Below are 17357 nucleotides of genomic sequence, written 5' to 3' on the forward strand. Positions count from 1 at the left end.
CTCCCCGTGCACGAGTACCCGCCCCTCACACAGACACCGCCGCCCCCGGCGGCCCCGCCGGCCCCCGTGCCGCGACCCGGCCTGTGGAAGCGCTGCCTCTGGGGCGGCCTGGCGCTCTGGATGCTGACCGCGGTCGTCACGTACACCACCGAGAACACCACCCTCCTCCCCACCCTCATCCTGCTCGGCAGCTTTCTCGTCCCGGCGGTCTTCGTGCTCTGGGCGTACGAGCGGCACGGCCGGGACCTCGGGGTGCCGGTGATCCTCGGCTGCTTCGTCACCGGCGGGGTCCTCGGCGTGCTCGGCGCCTCGGTCATGGAGCACTACCTGCTCCACCCCTCCCTGTGGATGTTCCTCGGGGTGGGCCTGATCGAGGAGGCGGTGAAGCTGGCGGCGCTGATGTTCGTCGTCCGCCGTCACACCCAGCTGCGGGGCGTCCGCGCCGGGATCGTGCTCGGCGGCGCCGTCGGCTTCGGCTTCGCGGCCTTCGAGAGCGCCGGATACGCCTTCAACGCCGCCGTCACCATGGACGGCATCGACCTGCGCTCCCTCCTGGAGACCGAGATCCTGCGCGGCCTGCTCGCCCCCTTCGGGCACGGCCTGTGGACGGCCATCGCGGGCGGGGTGCTGCTCGCCTTCCGCCGCGCCGACGGCCGCTTCCGCTTCACCGGGCCGGTCATCGGCACATACCTCGGCGTCGCGGTGCTGCACGCGCTCTGGGACTCGATGCACGGCATCGCGCTCTGGCTGGTCCTCCAGGTGACCACCACCAACCTGGACCGCTCGCTCTTCGCCCAGGGGTACCTTCCGCGGCCGACCGACCAGCAGCAGCACCTCTTCACCCTGTTCTCGGTGGGCGGACTCGTGCTCGTGACCCTGGCCGGTCTCATCTGGCTGAGATCACTGGCGCGCCACGACCGCGCCCCGAATGGAATTCATACCCCCTAGGGGTATAATCTGGTGGTGTACGGCACTGAACCCACGAGGAGAACGCCATGACCGCAGAGACGAAGACCGAACTCACCACCGTCTACCAGGTCAAGGGCATGACCTGCGGCCACTGCGAGGGCGCCGTCTCCAGCGAGATCTCCGAGCTCCCCGGCGTCTCCTCGGTCACGGCCGTCGCCTCGACCGGACAGGTGACCGTCGTCTCCGCCGCCCCGCTCGACGAGGAGGCCGTCCGCGTCGCCGTCGACGAGGCCGGCTACGAGCTGGTCTGACCGCTCCCCCACCACCACCCCGCAGGGTCGTACCGTTTACCTGGTACGGCCCTGCTCCCGTTTGGAACCGCTCATGACCTCCACGATCACCGAGCTCACGATCGGTGGCATGACCTGCGCCTCCTGCGCCGCCCGTGTCGAGAAGAAGCTCAACCGGATGGACGGGGTGACCGCGACGGTCAACTACGCCACCGAGAAGGCGCGCATCGAGCACCCCCCGGAGATCGACGTCGACGCGCTGATCGCCACCGTCGTCAGGACCGGCTACACCGCCGAGGAACCCCCGCCGCCGGAGCCCGTGCCGACGCCCGCCCAGGAGACCCACGAGGACCCCGAGCTCGCCTCCCTCCGGCAGCGGCTCACCGTCTCCGCGCTCCTCGCCGCGCCCGTCGTCCTGCTCTCCATGGTCCCGGCCCTCCAGTTCGACAACTGGCAGTGGCTCTCCCTGACCCTCGCCGCCCCCGTCGTCGTCTGGGGCGGGCTCCCCTTCCACCGGGCCGCCTGGACCAACCTCCGGCACGGCGCCGCCACCATGGACACCCTCGTCTCCGTCGGCACCCTCGCCGCCTTCGGCTGGTCGCTCTGGGCCCTCTTCCTCGGCGACGCGGGCATGCCCGGCATGCGGCACGGCTTCGACCTGACCGTGGACCGGTCCGCGGCCTCCTCCGCGATCTATCTGGAGGTCGCCGCCGGAGTCGTCACCTTCATCCTGCTCGGCCGCTACCTGGAGGCCCGCGCCAAGCGGAAGGCGGGCGCGGCGCTCCGCGCCCTGATGGACCTGGGCGCCAAGGACGTGGCCGTCCTGCGCGCCGGGACCGAGGTCCGCGTCCCCGTCGCCGCACTGCGGGCCGGCGACCTCTTCCTCGTACGCCCCGGGGAGAAGATCGCCACCGACGGCACCGTCACCGAGGGCGCCTCCGCCGTCGACGCCTCCCTCCTCACCGGCGAGTCCCTGCCCCTCGACGTCACCGAGGGCAGCGCCGTCACCGGCGGCTGCGTCAACGTCTCCGGCCGGCTCGTCGTCCGGGCCACCCGGGTCGGCGCCGACACCCGGCTCGCCCGGATGGCGAAGCTCGTCGAGGACGCCCAGAACGGCAAGGCCGAGGTGCAGCGGCTCGCCGACCGGATCTCCGCCGTCTTCGTCCCCGTGGTGCTGCTCATCGCGCTCGGCACCCTGGTCACCTGGCTCCTCGTGACCGACGACGCCACAGCCTCCTTCACCGCCGCCGTCGCCGTCCTGATCATCGCCTGCCCCTGCGCCCTGGGCCTGGCCACCCCGACCGCCCTCATGGTCGGCACCGGCCGCGGCGCCCAGCTCGGCATCCTGATCAAGGGCCCCGAGGTCCTGGAGTCCACCCGCAGGGTCGACACCGTCGTCCTGGACAAGACCGGCACCGTCACCATCGGCCGGATGGCGCTGCGGAAGGTGTACGCGTACGAGGGCGCGGGCACCGACGAGGACACGCTGCTCCGGCTCGCCGGGGCCCTGGAGCACTCCTCCGAGCACCCGGTGGCCCGCGCGGTCGCCGCCGCGGCCACCGAGCGGTACGGGGAGCTCCCCGTACCGAAGACCTTCGAGAACGTCCCCGGGCTCGGCGTACGCGGCTCCGTCGACGGCCACCTGGTCCTCGTCGGGCGCGCGGCCCTGCTCGCCGCCGAGGAGATCGAGGTCCCGGCGGGGGCCGAGCCCGGCGTCGTCCACGTCGCCTGGGACGGACTCGCCCGGGGCGCCCTGACCGTCGCCGACGCCGTCAAGGACACCAGCGCCGAGGCCGTCGCCCGGCTGCGCGGGCTCGGGCTGCGCCCGGTGCTGCTCACCGGGGACCACCGGGCGGTGGCGGAGGCGGTGGCCGCCGAGGTCGGCATCGACGAGGTGATCGCGGAGGTGCTGCCCGAGGAGAAGGCCGAGGTGGTCCGCCGGCTCCGGGCGGAGGGCCGGACGGTCGCGATGGTCGGCGACGGGGTCAACGACGCGGCGGCGCTCGCCACGGCGGATCTCGGGCTGGCGATGGGGACGGGCACGGACGCGGCGATCGAGGCGAGCGACCTGACGCTGGTACGGGGTGACCTGCGGGTCGCGGCGGATGCCATCCGGCTCTCCCGGCGGACCCTGGCGACGATCAAGGGCAACCTCGGCTGGGCCTTCGGCTACAACCTGGCGGCGCTGCCGCTCGCGGCGGCCGGACTGCTCAATCCGATGATCGCGGGCCTCGCGATGGCCCTTTCGTCCGTGTTCGTCGTCTCCAACAGCCTGCGGTTGCGGCGGTTCTCGTGAATTCACCTACGCTTGACGCACAGGACCTTCACAAAGAGATCTAGATCACAGATATTGGGGGGTAACCATCTGGGCTGTTCGCGAGTCTAAGTGGGCGATGCCGAGAACGTCTTGGGGGACGTTCATGGGATGTCTTGGGGGATGTCCCATTGGCAAGCGTTGGCCGGGGCACGTGCACCGGGGAGCTTTGAGCGGCCCTCCCGTACGTACCCCGGCAGACCGCGCAGCGCCCGACCCGCGTAGCTTCTGCTGACACCCGCAGACGCCCGGCCCGGATCCCGTGGGGGGAATCCGCTCCGGGACATGGGAAGCGCCCCGACTACCGACCCGTGGGGGGATCGATAGCGGGGCGCTTCCTCTTTTCTCAAAGGCTCGGTTCGCCGGGGCGCAGTCCGGCGCTTGAGGTTCTAGCGCGCCTCGACCGGGACGAAGTCGCGGAGGACCTCGCCCGTGTAGATCTGGCGCGGGCGGCCGATGCGGGAGCCGGGCTCCTTGATCATCTCGTGCCACTGGGCGATCCAGCCGGGGAGGCGGCCGAGCGCGAAGAGCACGGTGAACATCTCGGTCGGGAAGCCCATCGCGCGGTAGATGAGGCCCGTGTAGAAGTCCACGTTGGGGTAGAGGTTGCGCGAGACGAAGTACTCGTCGGAGAGCGCGTGCTCCTCCAGCTTGAGCGCGATGTCCAGCAGCGCGTCGTCCTTGCCGAGCGCCGAGAGGACATCGTGCGCCGCCGCCTTGATGATCTTGGCGCGCGGGTCGAAGGACTTGTACACCCGGTGGCCGAAGCCCATCAGGCGGACGCCGTCCTCCTTGTTCTTCACCTTGCGGATGAAGGAGTCGACATCGCCGCCGTTGGCCTGGATGCCTTCCAGCATCTCCAGGACCGACTGGTTGGCGCCACCGTGCAGGGGACCCCACAGGGCCGAGATGCCGGCGGAGATCGAGGCGAACATGTTCGCCTGCGAGGAGCCGACCAGACGCACGGTGGAGGTCGAACAGTTCTGCTCGTGGTCCGCGTGCAGGATCAGCAGCTTGTCGAGCGCGGAGACGACGACCGGGTCGAGGTCGTACTCCTGCGCGGGGACCGAGAAGGTCATGCGCAGGAAGTTCTCGACGTAGCCGAGGTCGTTGCGCGGGTAGACGAACGGGTGACCGATCGACTTCTTGTACGCGTACGCCGCGATCGTCGGCAGCTTCGCGAGCAGCCGGATCGTGGAGAGGTGGCGCTGCTCCTCGTCGAACGGGTTGTGGCTGTCCTGGTAGAAGGTGGACAGCGCGGAGACCACCGAGGACAGCATCGCCATCGGGTGGGCGTCCCGCGGGAAGCCGCGGAAGAAGTTCTTGACGTCCTCGTGGACCAGCGTGTGCTGCGTGATCTCGTTCTTGAAGGTCGACAGCTCGTCGACCTTGGGAAGCTCGCCGTTGATCAGCAGGTACGCCACCTCAAGGAAGGTGGAGCCCTCGGCGAGCTGCTCGATGGGGTAGCCGCGGTACCGCAGAATCCCCTGCTCACCATCGAGGTAGGTGATCGCGGATTTATAGGCGGCGGTGTTGCCGTATCCGCTGTCCAGGGTGACCAGACCGGTCTGGGCTCGGAGTTTCCCGATGTCGAAGCCCTTGTCGCCGACGGTGCTCTCGACCACCGGGTAGGTGTATTCACCGTCCGCGTACCGCAGTACTACAGAGTTGTCGCTCACGTCATCCCTCACCGACGTAGTGCCTCTTCTTCGAGGTGCCCTGACTGTCTCTACCATCCCCCATTTGGCTCAGGAGAGTGCACTCGGGGTCGACCATTGGGCCAATCGGCGGCACTCAGTGCCGCCAACCTTCATATCCTGCCCCCTTCGCCCCGGTTCCGGTACCCCTCCGTGATCTTTCACACGAGGGCGCCCCCTGTGAGCCGATGGGCGAGTGCGGTAAAGCGCCTGCCCGCCGAGACCGTACGGACCGCCTGGGCTATCGCCCGCCGGGAACCGACGAGGACGACGAGCTTCCGGGCCCGGGTCACGGCCGTGTAGAGCAGGTTCCGCTGGAGCATCATCCACGCGCTCATGGTGACCGGGATCACCACCGCCGGATACTCGCTGCCCTGCGAACGGTGGATGGTGACCGCGTACGCATGGGCGAGTTCGTCCAGCTCATCGAAGTCGTACGGCACCTCCTCGTCCTCGTCCGTCCGCACGGTCAGCCGCTGTTCGACGGCGTCCAGCGCCGTGACGACGCCGACCGTACCGTTGAAGACCCCGTTGGCCCCCTTCTCATAGTTGTTCCGAATCTGGGTGACCTTGTCACCGACACGGAAGACCCGGCCGCCGAATCGCTTCTCCGGCAGATCGGGGCGGGCCGGGGTGATGGCCTGCTGGAGCAGTCCGTTGAGCGAGCCGGCACCGGCCGGGCCCCGGTGCATGGGGGCGAGCACCTGGACGTCGCGGCGCGGGTCGAGCCCGAACTTGGCCGGAATCCGGCGGGCGGCGACGTCCACGGCGACCCGGGCGGCGTCCTCCGTCTCCTCCTCGACGAAGAGGAAGAAGTCCGGCAGCCCTTCGGTCCTCGGCGGGAGTCCGGCGTTGATCCGGTGCGCGTTGGTGACGACACCCGACTCCTGGGCCTGCCGGAAGATCCGGGTCAGCCGCACCGCCGGTACGGGGCTTCCCGGGGCGAGCAGATCGCCCAGGACCTCCCCCGCGCCGACCGAGGGGAGCTGGTCCACATCGCCCACGAGCAGCAGGTGCGCCCCCGGCGCCACCGCCTTGACCAGCTTGTTCGCCAGGAGCAGGTCGAGCATGGAGGCCTCGTCGACCACGACCAGGTCGGCGTCGAGGGGCCGGTCCCGGTCGTAGGCGGCGTCGCCGCCCGGCTTCAGCTCCAGGAGGCGGTGGACGGTGGAGGCCTCGGCGCCGGTCAGCTCCGCGAGCCGCTTGGCGGCCCGGCCGGTGGGCGCGGCGAGGACGACCTTGGCCTTCTTGGCGCGGGCCAGTTCCACGATGGAGCGGACGGTGAAGGACTTGCCGCAGCCGGGGCCGCCGGTGAGCACGGCGACCTTGCGGGTGAGGGCGAGCCGTACGGCCTCCTCCTGCTCGGGCGCGAGCGAGGCCCCGGTCCGGTCGGCGAGCCAGGCGAGGGCCTTGTCCCAGGCCACGTCACGGAAGGCGGGCAGCCGGTCCTGGTCGGTGGCGAGGAGCCGGCGGAGCTGCCCGGCGAGGGACAGTTCGGCCCGGTGGAAGGGGATGAGGAAGACGGCGGTGACGGGGGTCCCCTCGGGCCCGGGGACGGTCTCGCGCACCACCCCCTCGGGGTCCTCGGCCAGCTCTGCGAGGCACTCGATGACAAGCCCGGTGTCGACCTGGAGGAGCTTCACGGCGTCGGCGATCAGCCGTTCCTCGGGGAGGAAGCAGTGGCCCTGGTCGCTGGACTGCGACAGGGCGTACTGGAGGCCGGCCTTCACCCGGTCGGGGCTGTCGTGGGGGATGCCGACGGCCTGGGCGATCTTGTCGGCGGTGAGGAAGCCGATCCCCCAGACGTCGGCGGCGAGCCGGTAGGGCTGGTTCCGCACGACGGAGATCGAGGCGTCCCCGTACTTCTTGTAGATCCGTACCGCGATGGAGGTCGACACCCCCACGCCCTGGAGGAAGACCATCACCTCCTTGATCGCCTTCTGCTCCTCCCAGGCGGCGGTGATGTTCTTCGTGCGCTTGGGGCCGAGCCCGGGGACCTCGACCAGCCGCGCGGGGGCGTCTTCGAGGATGTCGAGGGTGTCGAGACCGAAGTGCGTCGTGATGCGGTCGGCGAAGACGGGCCCGATGCCCTTGACGAGCCCGGAGCCGAGGTAGCGGCGGATGCCCTGGATGGTGGCGGGAAGGATCGTCGTGTAGTTGTCCACACTGAACTGCTTGCCGTACTGCGGATGGGACCCCCAGCGCCCCTCCATCCGCAGCGACTCCCCCGGCTGCGCGCCGAGCAGCGCCCCGACCACGGTGAGCAGATCACCGGCACCACGCCCGGTGTCGACCCGGGCGACCGTGTACCCGCTCTCCTCGTTGGCATAGGTGATCCGCTCCAGAACCCCTTCGAGCACTGCCGGACCTGGCCCGCGACCCTCATTGGACATGGAACGAACCGTAGCGAAGAGCTCGGACAGTGCGCGGGGCCCTGCGGACAACTCCCGGGCGGCGGCCCGGGCGGCGGCAGGCGGGGCTCGGGGCCTCAAGGGCGGTCAGACCGCCCGGAACGCCTCCAGCGTCTCCTCCAGGACCTCCACCCCGTCCCTCGCCCACAGTTCCTCGTTGAAGAGTTCCACCTCCACCGGGCCCGTGTAGCCCGTCTTCTCCAGCAGGGCCGACCAGGCCTTGAGGTCGATCGAGCCCGTGCCCAGCTGGCCCCGGCCGTTGAGGACTCCGGCCGGGAGGGGGGTCGTCCAGTCCGCGAGCTGGAAGGAGTGGATGCGGCCCGTCGCGCCCGCGCGTTCCACCGCCGCCGGGGCCCGGTCGTCCCACCACAGGTGGTACGTGTCCACGACCACGCCCACCTGTTCGGCGGGGAAGTGTTCCGCGATGTCCAGCGCCTGGTCCAGGGTGGAGACGGCGCAGCGGTCCGCGGCGTACATCGGGTGGAGGGGTTCGACGGCGAGGCGGATACCGCGTTCGCCCGCGTAGGGGGCGAGTTCGCCGATGGCCTCGGTGATGGCGGCGCGCGCGGACGGCGGGTCCGGGTGGGCCGGGGTGAGGCCGCCGGAGACCAGGACCACGGTGTCGGTGCCGAGCACCACCGCCTCGTCGATCGCCGCGCGGTTGGAGTCGAGCCAGCCCTCCGTGGTGAAGAAGCCGCCCCGGCAGAGGGTGGTGACGGTGAGGCCCGCGTCCCGCACCAGGTCGGCCGCCGCCTCCACCCCGTACTCCTGGACCGGCTCCCGCCACAGGCCCACGCCCCGGATGCCGAGACGGACGCACTGGGACACCAGCTCGGGCAGGGCGAGCTGCTTGACCGTCATCTGGTTGACGCTGAAGCGGTCGAGGTTCATCGCATGCCTCCGTGGACCGTGAGCAGGGACCGCATCCGGGCCTCGGCCAGGGCCGGGTCCGGGAACAGGCCGAGGCCGTCGGCCAGTTCGTACGCGCGTGCGAGGTGCGGCAGCGAGCGGGCGGACTGGAGGCCGCCGACCATCGTGAAGTGGTCCTGGTGGCCGGCCAGCCAGGCGAGGAACACCACGCCCGTCTTGTAGAAGCGGGTGGGGTTCCGGAAGAGGTGCCGGGAGAGCGCGACGGTCGGGTCGAGGATCCCGCGGAAGCCGGCCGTGTCGCCGGTGTCCAGGGTCCTGACCGCCTCCGCCGCCAGCGGGGCGAGGGGGTCGAAGATGCCGAGCAGGGCGTGGCTGAAGCCCTGTTCGTCGCCCGCGATCAACTCCGGGTAGTGGAAGTCGTCGCCCGTGTAGCAGCGGACGCCCTCCGGGAGGCGGCGGCGCAGCGCCACCTCGCGTCCGGCGTCGAGCAGGGAGACCTTGATGCCGTCTACCTTGTCGGGGTGCGCGGCGATCACGTCGAGGAAGGTCTCGGTGGCGGTGTCGAGGTCGGCCGAGCCCCAGTACCCGTCGAGCGCCGGGTCGAACATCGGGCCGAGCCAGTGCAGGATCACCGGTTCGCCCGCCTGGCGCAGGAGGTGGCCGTAGAGGTCGAGGTAGTCCTCCGGGCCGCTCGCGGCGGCGGCCAGCGCGCGGGAGGCCATCAGGATGGCCTGGGCGCCGGACTCCTCGACGACCGCGAGCTGTTCCTCGTAGGCCGCGCGGATCTCCGCGAGCGAACCGCCCGCGATCTGGTCGGTGCCGACCCCGCAGGCGATCTGTCCGCCGACGGCCTTCGCCTCGGCCGACGAGCGGCGGATCAGTTCGGCCGCGCCGGCCCAGTCGAGGCCCATCCCGCGCTGTGCGGTGTCCATGGCCTCGGCGACCCCGAGGCCGTGGGACCAGAGGTGGCGGCGGAAGGCGAGGGTGGCGTCCCAGTCGACGGCGGCGGGCGAGTCGGGGGTGGTGTCGGCGAAGGGGTCGGCGACGACATGGGCGGCGGAGAAGACCGTACGGGAGGCGAGCGGGCCGCCGGTGACGGGCGCGAGGGGCTCGGTGCGGGGCTCGTACGCGCGGACGCCGCCGTCGGGTCCGGGCAGGTGGATCGTCACAGCGTCACCTCCGGGACCTCCAGGCGCCGGCCCTCGGCCGCCGACCTGAGGCCCAGCTCGGCCAGCTGGACGCCCCGGGCGCCCGCGAGCAGGTCCCAGTGGTACGGCTCCCCGAGCGTGACGTGCCGCAGGAACAGCTCCCACTGGGCCTTGAAGCCGTTGTCGAACTCGGCGTTGTCGGGGACCTCCTGCCACTGCTCGCGGAAGGGTTCGGTCGCCGGGATGTCCGGGTTCCAGACCGGCTTGGGGGTGGCCGAGCGGTGCTGGACACGGCAGTCGCGGAGCCCCGCGACGGCCGAGCCGTGGGTGCCGTCGACCTGGAACTCCACGAGTTCGTCGCGGTTGACGCGGACGGTCCAGGAGGAGTTGATCTGGGCGATGGCGCCGCCCTCCAGCTGGAAGATGCCGTACGCGGCGTCGTCGGCGGTGGCCTCGTACGGCTTGCCCTGCTCGTCCCAGCGGCGCGGGATGTGGGTGGCGACCTGGGCGGTGACGGAGGTGACCCGGCCGAACAGCTCGTGGAGCACGTACTCCCAGTGCGGGAACATGTCGACGACGATGCCGCCGCCGTCCTCCGCGCGGTAGTTCCAGCTGGGGCGCTGGGCGTCCTGCCAGTCGCCCTCGAAGACCCAGTAGCCGAACTCGCCGCGCACGGACAGGATCTCGCCGAAGAAGCCGCCGTCGATCAGGCGCTTCAGCTTGAGGAGTCCGGGGAGGAACAGCTTGTCCTGGACGACGCCGTGCTTCACGCCCTTCGCGGTGGCGAGGCGGGCCAGCTCCAGGGCGCCGGCCAGGTCGGCGGCGGTGGGCTTCTCGGTGTAGATGTGTTTCCCGGCCTCGATGGCCTTGGTGAGCGCCTCGACGCGGGCGGAGGTGACCTGGGCGTCGAAGTAGATGTCGATGCTGTCGTCGGCGAGGACGCCGTCGAGGTCGGTCGACCACTCGGTGAGGCCGTGGCGCTCGGCGAGGGCGCGCAGGGCGGGCTCGCGGCGGCCGACGAGGACCGGCTCGGGCCAGAGGACGTCGCCGTTGCCGAGGTCGAGGCCGCCCTGCTCGCGGAGCGCGAGGATCGAGCGGACGAGGTGCTGGCGGTGTCCCATGCGTCCGGTGACGCCGTTCATGGCGATGCGGACTGTCCTGCGTGTCACGAAAGGTTCCTCTCCCCGGTGTTCCGCGCCTCGATAGAAAGCGCTTTCCATCGACGATGACGCTAGCCTGCCGACATCGCCGTCGACAAGGCCCCGGAGGTACGCACCCGATGACCGTCACCCTGGCGGACGTGGCCGCCCGCGCTCGGGTCTCCCCCGCCACCGTCTCCCGCGTCCTGAACGGCAACTACCCCGTCGCCGCGTCGACCCGCGAGCGGGTGCTGCGCGCGGTGGACGAGCTGGACTACGTCCTCAACGGGCCCGCGAGCTCGCTCGCCGCCGCCACGTCCGATCTGGTCGGCGTCCTCGTCAACGACATCGCCGACCCCTTCTTCGGGATCATGGCCGGGGCCGCGCAGAGCGCCATCGGGGAGGGCGGGACCGGGCGCGGCGGCGGCGAGAAGCTCGCCGTCGTCTGCAACACCGGGGGCTCCCCGGAGCGCGAACTGACCTACCTCACCCTGCTCCAGCGGCAGCGGGCCGCCGCCGTCATCCTGATGGGCGGGTCCCTGGAGGGACCCGAGCACCTGGCCGCCACGACGGCGAAGCTCGCCAAGCTCGCGGAGGCCGGGACGCGCGTGGTGCTCTGCGGGCGCCCGCCCGTGGACGGCGACGCGCACACGGCCGCGCTCGTCTTCGACAACCGGACCGGCGCGCGGCGCCTCACCGAGCACCTGCTCGGCCTCGGACACCGGCGCATCGGGTACGCGGCCGGGCCCGCCGCCCGGACCACCACCCGGCACCGGCTCGAAGGCCACCGCGAGGCGCTCGCGGCGGCGGGCGTCCCGGAGGGGCCGACCGTCCACGGCGCGTACGACCGGCGGGCCGGCTACGAGGCCACGGCCGAGCTCCTCACCCGCGACCCCGGCCTCACGGCGGTCGTCGCCGCCAACGACACGGTCGCGCTCGGCGTCTGCGCGGCCCTGCGGGAACGCGGCCTGAGCATCCCCGGCGACGTGTCCGTCGCGGGCTTCGACGACCTGCCGTTCTCGGTGGACGCGGTCCCGTCCCTGACGACGGTGCACCTCCCACTGCACGAGTCGGGGGTACGGGCGGGCCGCCTGGCCATGGGCACGGAGGAGCCTCCGGCGGGCGGCAGGGAGGACGTGCCGGCGGGGCTGGTGGTACGGAGGTCGACGGGGGCGCCTCGGGGGTGACGGGGCGCCTCAGGTGACGGAGGTGCCTCAGGTGACGGAGGCGCCTCGGGTGACGGAGGTGCCTCAGGTGACGGAGGTGCCTCAGGTGACGGGGGCGCCTCGGGTGACGGAGGTGCCTCAGGTGACGGAGGTGCCTCGGGTGACGGGGCGCCTCAGGTGACGGAGGTGCCTCAGGTGACGGAGGTGCCTCAGGCGACGGAGGTGCCTCGGGTGGCGGGGCGCCTCAGGCGACGGAGGTGCCTCAGGCGACGGAGGTGCCTCAGGCGACGGGGGCGCCTCAGGTGCCGGCGATGCCTCGGGTGACGGGGCGGAAGGGGCAGGCGGTCACGGGGTAGGGGCAGGCGGCTGCGGGGCCGAGGCCGGGCGGCTACCGGGCAGGCGGCGTCGGTAGGCGCGGAGTCGGCGGAGGGACTCCCGGTCGTCCGCGCGCACGTACGTCAGCTCAGCAGACCCCTCAGGCCCGTCGCCTCCGCCACCGCTTCCACCGTCTGCTGCACCGTGTGCTCCGCGTTGTCGATCCAGACGCCCTCGCCCGACAGTTCGGCGCGCATCGCCTCGTCCAGGAACGCCCAGTTCGTCGTCAGGCGCTTGTCGCGGGCGTTGTTGCGCTCCCAGGCCTTCTCCGGGCCCGGGGCCAGGACGATCACATGGAGCGGCACCGCCTTCACCAGGGCGCGGTAGTGGTCCAGGTGGGAGCGGCGTACCACCACGTCATCGATGACCGGGACGAAACCGGCCGTGGCGAAGCTGTCCGCGAGCAGGCAGGCGTTGCGGGCGCGCAGCAGGATCTGGCGGTCCGCCTCCGGGTCGCCGTCGGGGGTGGGCCAGTGGCAGCCGCCCACGATGAGGGACTGGAGCGCGTCGCCCTCGATGTGCGCGGAGCGGGCGAGGCGGGCGGCGAGGGCCGCCGCGACCGTGGACTTGCCGCTGCCGGGGATGCCGACGAGCAGGACGGCGCCGGGGGCGGGCGCGGGGGCGTCGACGGTGATGTTCTCGAAGGTCATGGGGGCCTTTCCTGGGCGCTGCGGCCGGACGACGATACGACCACGCGCCCGCCGGTCGCCAGCGGATTCCGCCCGCCACGGGACCCCGCCGTGGTGGCGGTGCGGCTCGATCCGACGGCGACGCGCCGGCCGCACGCCGTATGGCGGACGGAGGCGGCGCGGCGCCCGGAGATCCGGGCGACGGTCCGTACGCTCCAGGGACTCCGGCCCGGGATCGCCGCCGTGGGTGATTCCTGCGCGGGTCCTTGACCTGGCAGTTACTTTCGGGCTTTCGTGACTCCTTGGAAGTTTCCTTCAGGGGTTCTTCCGACGAGTCCTCCAACCTCGCACGGCCGGAAGGAGCATCAGTGCACCACCGCGCCCCCGCCCCCTCCCGACGCACCCTTCTCACGGTGACGGCCGCCGCGGCGGCAGCCGCCGTCACCGGCGTGAGCACCCCCGCCCACGCCGAGAGGGAACGGCCCGACGACCGGAAGCTCCGGCGGATCATCGACCGCATGTCCCTAGAGGAGAAGGTCGGCCAGCTCTTCGTGATGAGGGTGTACGGCCACTCCGCGACCGCACCCGACCAGGCCGACATCGACGCCAACCTCCAGGAGATCGGCGTCCGGACGGCCGCCGAGCTGGTCGAGCGCTACCACGTGGGCGGGGTCATCTACTTCGCCTGGGCCCACAACACCCGCGACCCGCAGCAGATCGCCGAGCTGTCCAACGGCATCCAGCAGGCCGCGCTCGCGCAGCCCACCCCGGTCCCCGCGCTGATCTCCACCGACCAGGAGCACGGCATCGTCTGCCGGGTGGGCGAGCCGGCCACACTGCTGCCCGGGGCGATGGCCCTCGGCGCCGGGGGGTCGCACGCGGACGCCCGTAAGGCGGCGCAGATCGCGGGCGAGGAGCTGGCGGCCGTCGGCATCCGGCAGAACTACGCGCCGGTCGCGGACGTCAACGTCAACCCGGCCAACCCGGTCATCGGGGTCCGTTCCTTCGGCTCCGACCCGGCGGCGGTCGCCGGGATGGTCGCCGCGCAGGTCAAGGGCTATCAGCGGGCCGGGGTCGCGGCGACCTCCAAGCACTTCCCGGGCCACGGCGACACCGCCGTCGACAGCCACTACGGGCTTCCGACGATCACCCACACCCGGGAGCAGTGGGCGGAGCTGGACGCCCCGCCGTTCCGGTCCGCGATCGGTGCCGGGATCGACTCGATCATGACCGCGCACATCGTGGTCCCGGCGCTCGACCCGAGCGAGGACCCGGCGACCCTGTCCCGGCCCATCCTCACCGGCATCCTGCGCGAACAGCTCGGTTACGACGGTGTGGTGGTCACCGACTCGCTCGGCATGGAGGGGGTGCGCACCAAGTACGGCGACGCGCGCGTCCCGGTCCTCGCCCTGAAGGCGGGCGTGGACCAGCTGCTCAACCCGCCGAAGCTGGACGTGGCGTGGAACGCGGTCCTGGCGGCGGTCAGGAGCGGTGAGCTGACGGAGGCCCGGCTCGACGAATCGATCCTGCGCATCCTGCGGCTCAAGGCGAAGCTGGGCCTGTTCCGGAACGCGTACGTGACCCGGGCGGGCGTGCAGCGGGTGGTCGGCACGGCCGCGCACCTCGCCCAGGCCGACCGGATCGCGGAGACGACCACGACCCTGCTGGTCAACGAGGACGGCTTCCTGCCGGTGGCTCCGGCCTCGCACGGCGCGGTCCTGGTCGTCGGCGCCGATCCGGCCTCCCCGTCCGGTACGACGGGCCCGCCGACCACGACGCTCGCGACCGCCCTGACCGAACTGGGCTTCACCGCGACCGCGCTCTCCACCGGAACCACCCCGACGGCCGCGAAGATCGACGAGGCGGTGGCGGCGGCGGCCGGGAAGGCACTGGTGGTGGTGGGGACGTACAACGTCACCGCGACCAGCCCGCAGCGCACCCTCGTGGCGCGGCTGGTGGCGACCGGGGTGCCCGTGGTGACGATCGCGATCCGCAACCCGTACGACGTGGCGATGCTGTCCGGCCAGCGGGCGACGCTCGCGGCCTACTCGTGGACCGACGTCGAACTCCGGGCGGCCGTACGCGTGCTGGCCGGCCGGGCTCGGCCGCAGGGCCGCCTGCCGGTCCCGGTGCGGAGCGCGCAGGACCCGGCGAAGGAGCTGTACCCGCTCGGGTACGGCCTGTCGTACCGCTGACACGACGGTGGGGTGCGCCGCCGGACGCACCCCACCTTCGTACCTCATGGTCCGACCGAGGGAACTACGGCCGCAGGCCGTGCTCCCGCGTCACGTCCTCGTCGACCGCCTTGTCGAGGCGGGCGTCGAAGCGGGCCAGCGGCTTCGCCGCCTGGACGGCCGGGGCGTCGACTCCGGCCCAGGCCAGGATGCGCGCGGTGGCGTTCTCACGCTCCGCGTCGACGAGACCGGCGACGTTCGCGCCGTGGTTGGCACCCGGCGCGTAGTACACGTAGCTGTCGCGCGCGCCCTTGCCGAGGTGGAACGGCTCGGCACCCCACGGGTCGTTGCCGCCGTAGACGAAGAGCATCCGGTCGGCGTTCCTGCGGACCCAGTTGTCCACGTCCCGCATGACCTGCGGCTGGAACTTCATGGGGATCTCGCTCGGCACGAAGCTGCTGGCCGGCTGGTAGCCGTAGCGGCTCAGACCGTTCAGGTGCGGCTGCTTGATGCTGGGCGAGCCGAGCTGGGTGGCCGCCTGGTAGTAGTACGGCGTGTAGTACTCCAGGTCCTGGTCGGTGTAGGCGGACCAGCCGGAGTAGGCGTCGATCGTCTCGTAGACGGTGTCGTCGCTCGCGGTCTTCGCGTCCGGGATCCGGTCGCAGACGTCCTGGCCGTAGTACTGCCAGAAGCCCCAGACGAAGTCGAGGACGACGGCCTCGTACGCCTTGTCGAGCGAGCCGAGGGTGTTGAAGGTGGCGCCCTCGGTCTCGGCCCACTCCTTGTACTTCTTCTGCAGCGGCTCGCGGCGGACGAGGGCCTCGCGCTGCATGTTGTTCAGGCGGTCGCGGCAGTCCTTCGTCCCGACGGTCTCGAAGAACCGGTCGTACGCCGAGTCCTCCTTGTTGACGACGTCGTTGGGGGCCACGTAGGCGACGACGCCGTCCATGTCCCTCGGGTAGAAGCGCTCGTAGTAGGTGGCGGTCATGCCGCCCTTGGAGCCGCCGGTGGAGAGCCAGTTCTCGCTGTAGACCTTCTTCAGCGCGGTGTAGATCCGGTGCTGGTCGCTGGCGGCCTGCCAGATGTCGAGCTTGGACCAGTCGGCCGGCTGCGGGCGCGACGGCGTGAAGAAGCGGTACTCCATGGAGACCTGGTTGCCGTCGATGATCCGGGTCGGCTCGGCCCGGCTCGGGGCGGTGCTCAGACCGTAGCCGCTGGTGCGGAAGACGGTGGGGCGGTCCGTGCCCTTGTGGAGGACCGAGATCCGCTGCTTGAACGTGCCCGCCCACGGGCGGTGGTGGTCGATCGGCTGGACGTAGTCCAGGACGAAGAAGCGGTAGCCGGCGTACGGCTTCTCCTCGATCAGGCTCATCCCGGGAATCGCCAGCAGGCGGTCCTTGATGTCCGTGCTCTGCGAGTCGGCGACGGACGTGGTGATGGTCTCGGCCTCGGTGTCCGCGGCGGTAGCCACGCCCGTCGAGCCGACGGTGCCTATGAGCACCGAAAGCGACAGCGCCCATCTGAGCGACTTGCGCATTCGTCCTCCCCTTGGTTCACAACGGTCTCGCGAACCTAGCGGGGGCAACGTGTGGACCGCCAGACCCAGTTGGCCCTTACGCTTGGACTTTCCTTCGCATGGGCACAGGAATCGGGCCGGGCGGGTGCGCGTTCGGTACGGGAATCGGGCGGCACGGGTGCCGTTCGGTACCGGAATCGGGCGGCGGGGAATCAGTCGGCGCGGCGAACGGTCAGCACAGGATCCAGCCCGTGGCCGTCCCCCGGCCGGACACCGAGGCGGCCACGCGGACGCAGCGGTTGAGGGCGTGGACGGTGACGGGACCGGCCTGCCGGCCGAAGCGCCCCGCCTTGACGGCGGGCCGGCCGCCACGCGGCTGGAGGGAGACGCTCATCGGGCGGAGGGCCCCGGGGCGCTTGGCGATGGTGACGGCGCAGGCGTAGTGGCGGGTCTTGTAGAGGCGCAGCTCGCCGGTCGCGAAGGCGATGGTGCGGGTGGGCCGGCCGTGGCAGACGGAGGCGGCGTCGGCGATGGCTCCGCCGGGGCCGGGTCCCGGCAGGAGGAGCAGCGCGAGGGCGGCCAGGAACGGGGCGAGGACCCGGGCGAGCAGCCGTCGGCCGGGCCGTGCGGTCGTCGTGTCCGTGGACATGGGTTCCCCTCCCGGGTGGATCGGCGTACGGGCGTACGACGCGCGCCGGGCCGGAATGGTTGCCTCCAGG

The 17357-nt window shown here is 71.6% G+C and carries 13 protein-coding genes; 5 read left to right on the forward strand and 8 right to left on the reverse strand.

All coding sequences use genetic code 11. The annotated features are described in order from the left end of the window. The first annotated feature begins 6 nt into the window (after positions 1-6). From ABT154_RS14310 to ABT154_RS14320, 3 genes are all read left to right on the forward strand, one after another. Positions 7-948 carry a PrsW family intramembrane metalloprotease gene (locus tag ABT154_RS14310; protein WP_502969497.1) on the forward strand — a complete coding sequence of 314 codons (942 nt, stop codon included), beginning with the start codon at positions 7-9 and terminating at the stop codon, positions 946-948. Between the two features lie 47 nt (positions 949-995). Beyond that, positions 996-1220: a heavy-metal-associated domain-containing protein gene (locus ABT154_RS14315; protein WP_351856931.1), complete on the forward strand. Its 225-nt coding sequence runs from the start codon at positions 996-998 to the stop codon at positions 1218-1220. A 73-nt stretch (positions 1221-1293) separates the two neighbouring features. Further along, the gene (locus tag ABT154_RS14320) at positions 1294-3495 is read left to right on the forward strand and encodes a heavy metal translocating P-type ATPase (protein WP_351856933.1); all 2202 of its coding nucleotides are present in this window, start codon (positions 1294-1296) and stop codon (positions 3493-3495) included. Between the two features lie 407 nt (positions 3496-3902). On the opposite strand, the gene ABT154_RS14325 is transcribed toward ABT154_RS14320, so the two are convergent. The 5 genes from ABT154_RS14325 to ABT154_RS14345 all read right to left on the reverse strand — a co-directional run bounded on the left by ABT154_RS14325 (position 3903) and on the right by ABT154_RS14345 (position 10808). Continuing rightward, positions 3903-5192: a citrate synthase gene (locus ABT154_RS14325; protein WP_351856935.1), complete on the reverse strand. Its 1290-nt coding sequence runs from the start codon at positions 5190-5192 to the stop codon at positions 3903-3905. A gap of 179 nt (positions 5193-5371) precedes the next feature. Then, on the reverse strand, positions 5372-7603 hold the full coding sequence (recD2, locus tag ABT154_RS14330; RefSeq protein ID WP_351856937.1) for an SF1B family DNA helicase RecD2: 2232 nt from the start codon (positions 7601-7603) through the stop codon (positions 5372-5374). Positions 7604-7708: 105 nt separating this feature from the next. Beyond that, positions 7709-8512, reverse strand: a complete 804-nt coding sequence (locus ABT154_RS14335; protein WP_351856939.1) for a sugar phosphate isomerase/epimerase family protein — start codon at positions 8510-8512, stop codon at positions 7709-7711. Beyond that, a complete protein-coding gene (locus ABT154_RS14340; protein WP_351856941.1) occupies positions 8509-9660 on the reverse strand; it encodes a dihydrodipicolinate synthase family protein in 1152 nt (383 codons plus the stop codon). Before ABT154_RS14340 ends, ABT154_RS14335 begins: the two co-directional genes overlap by 4 nt. Next, the gene (locus tag ABT154_RS14345) at positions 9657-10808 is read right to left on the reverse strand and encodes a Gfo/Idh/MocA family protein (RefSeq protein ID WP_351856943.1); all 1152 of its coding nucleotides are present in this window, start codon (positions 10806-10808) and stop codon (positions 9657-9659) included. Before ABT154_RS14345 ends, ABT154_RS14340 begins: the two co-directional genes overlap by 4 nt. 110 nt (positions 10809-10918) lie before the next feature. On the opposite strand from ABT154_RS14345, the gene ABT154_RS14350 reads away from it, so the two are divergent. Next, positions 10919-11965 carry a LacI family DNA-binding transcriptional regulator gene (locus ABT154_RS14350; protein WP_351856945.1) on the forward strand — a complete coding sequence of 349 codons (1047 nt, stop codon included), beginning with the start codon at positions 10919-10921 and terminating at the stop codon, positions 11963-11965. A 437-nt stretch (positions 11966-12402) separates the two neighbouring features. On the opposite strand, the gene ABT154_RS14355 is transcribed toward ABT154_RS14350, so the two are convergent. Then, positions 12403-12969, reverse strand: coding sequence for an AAA family ATPase (locus ABT154_RS14355; protein WP_351856947.1), 567 nt, complete (start codon positions 12967-12969; stop codon positions 12403-12405). A gap of 347 nt (positions 12970-13316) precedes the next feature. Between ABT154_RS14355 and ABT154_RS14360 the strand changes: the two genes are divergently transcribed. Further along, on the forward strand, positions 13317-15143 hold the full coding sequence (locus ABT154_RS14360; protein WP_351856949.1) for a glycoside hydrolase family 3 protein: 1827 nt from the start codon (positions 13317-13319) through the stop codon (positions 15141-15143). A gap of 64 nt (positions 15144-15207) precedes the next feature. On the opposite strand, the gene ABT154_RS14365 is transcribed toward ABT154_RS14360, so the two are convergent. Both ABT154_RS14365 and ABT154_RS14370 read right to left on the reverse strand, forming a co-directional pair. Further along, positions 15208-16659: a serine protease gene (locus ABT154_RS14365; protein WP_351856951.1), complete on the reverse strand. Its 1452-nt coding sequence runs from the start codon at positions 16657-16659 to the stop codon at positions 15208-15210. A 211-nt stretch (positions 16660-16870) separates the two neighbouring features. Further along, positions 16871-17287, reverse strand: coding sequence for a hypothetical protein (locus ABT154_RS14370; protein WP_351856953.1), 417 nt, complete (start codon positions 17285-17287; stop codon positions 16871-16873). Between the last annotated feature and the right edge of the window lie 70 nt (positions 17288-17357).

It is taken from the genome of Streptomyces sp. NPDC001728, assembly GCF_040297565.1.
Lineage (GTDB): Bacteria > Actinomycetota > Actinomycetes > Streptomycetales > Streptomycetaceae > Streptomyces.

What these genes read in the sequence shown, in the direction of transcription:
- ABT154_RS14315 (WP_351856931.1), top strand. Translation starts at nt 996, where the DNA reads ATGACCGCAGAGACGAAGACCGAACTCACCACCGTCTACCAGGTCAAG.
- ABT154_RS14320 (WP_351856933.1), top strand. Translation starts at nt 1,294, where the DNA reads ATGACCTCCACGATCACCGAGCTCACGATCGGTGGCATGACCTGCGCC.
- recD2 (WP_351856937.1), bottom strand. Translation starts at nt 7,603, where the DNA reads ATGTCCAATGAGGGTCGCGGGCCAGGTCCGGCAGTGCTCGAAGGGGTT.
- ABT154_RS14335 (WP_351856939.1), bottom strand. Translation starts at nt 8,512, where the DNA reads ATGAACCTCGACCGCTTCAGCGTCAACCAGATGACGGTCAAGCAGCTC.
- ABT154_RS14350 (WP_351856945.1), top strand. Translation starts at nt 10,919, where the DNA reads ATGACCGTCACCCTGGCGGACGTGGCCGCCCGCGCTCGGGTCTCCCCC.
- ABT154_RS14355 (WP_351856947.1), bottom strand. Translation starts at nt 12,969, where the DNA reads ATGACCTTCGAGAACATCACCGTCGACGCCCCCGCGCCCGCCCCCGGC.
- ABT154_RS14365 (WP_351856951.1), bottom strand. Translation starts at nt 16,659, where the DNA reads ATGCGCAAGTCGCTCAGATGGGCGCTGTCGCTTTCGGTGCTCATAGGC.
- ABT154_RS14370 (WP_351856953.1), bottom strand. Translation starts at nt 17,287, where the DNA reads ATGTCCACGGACACGACGACCGCACGGCCCGGCCGACGGCTGCTCGCC.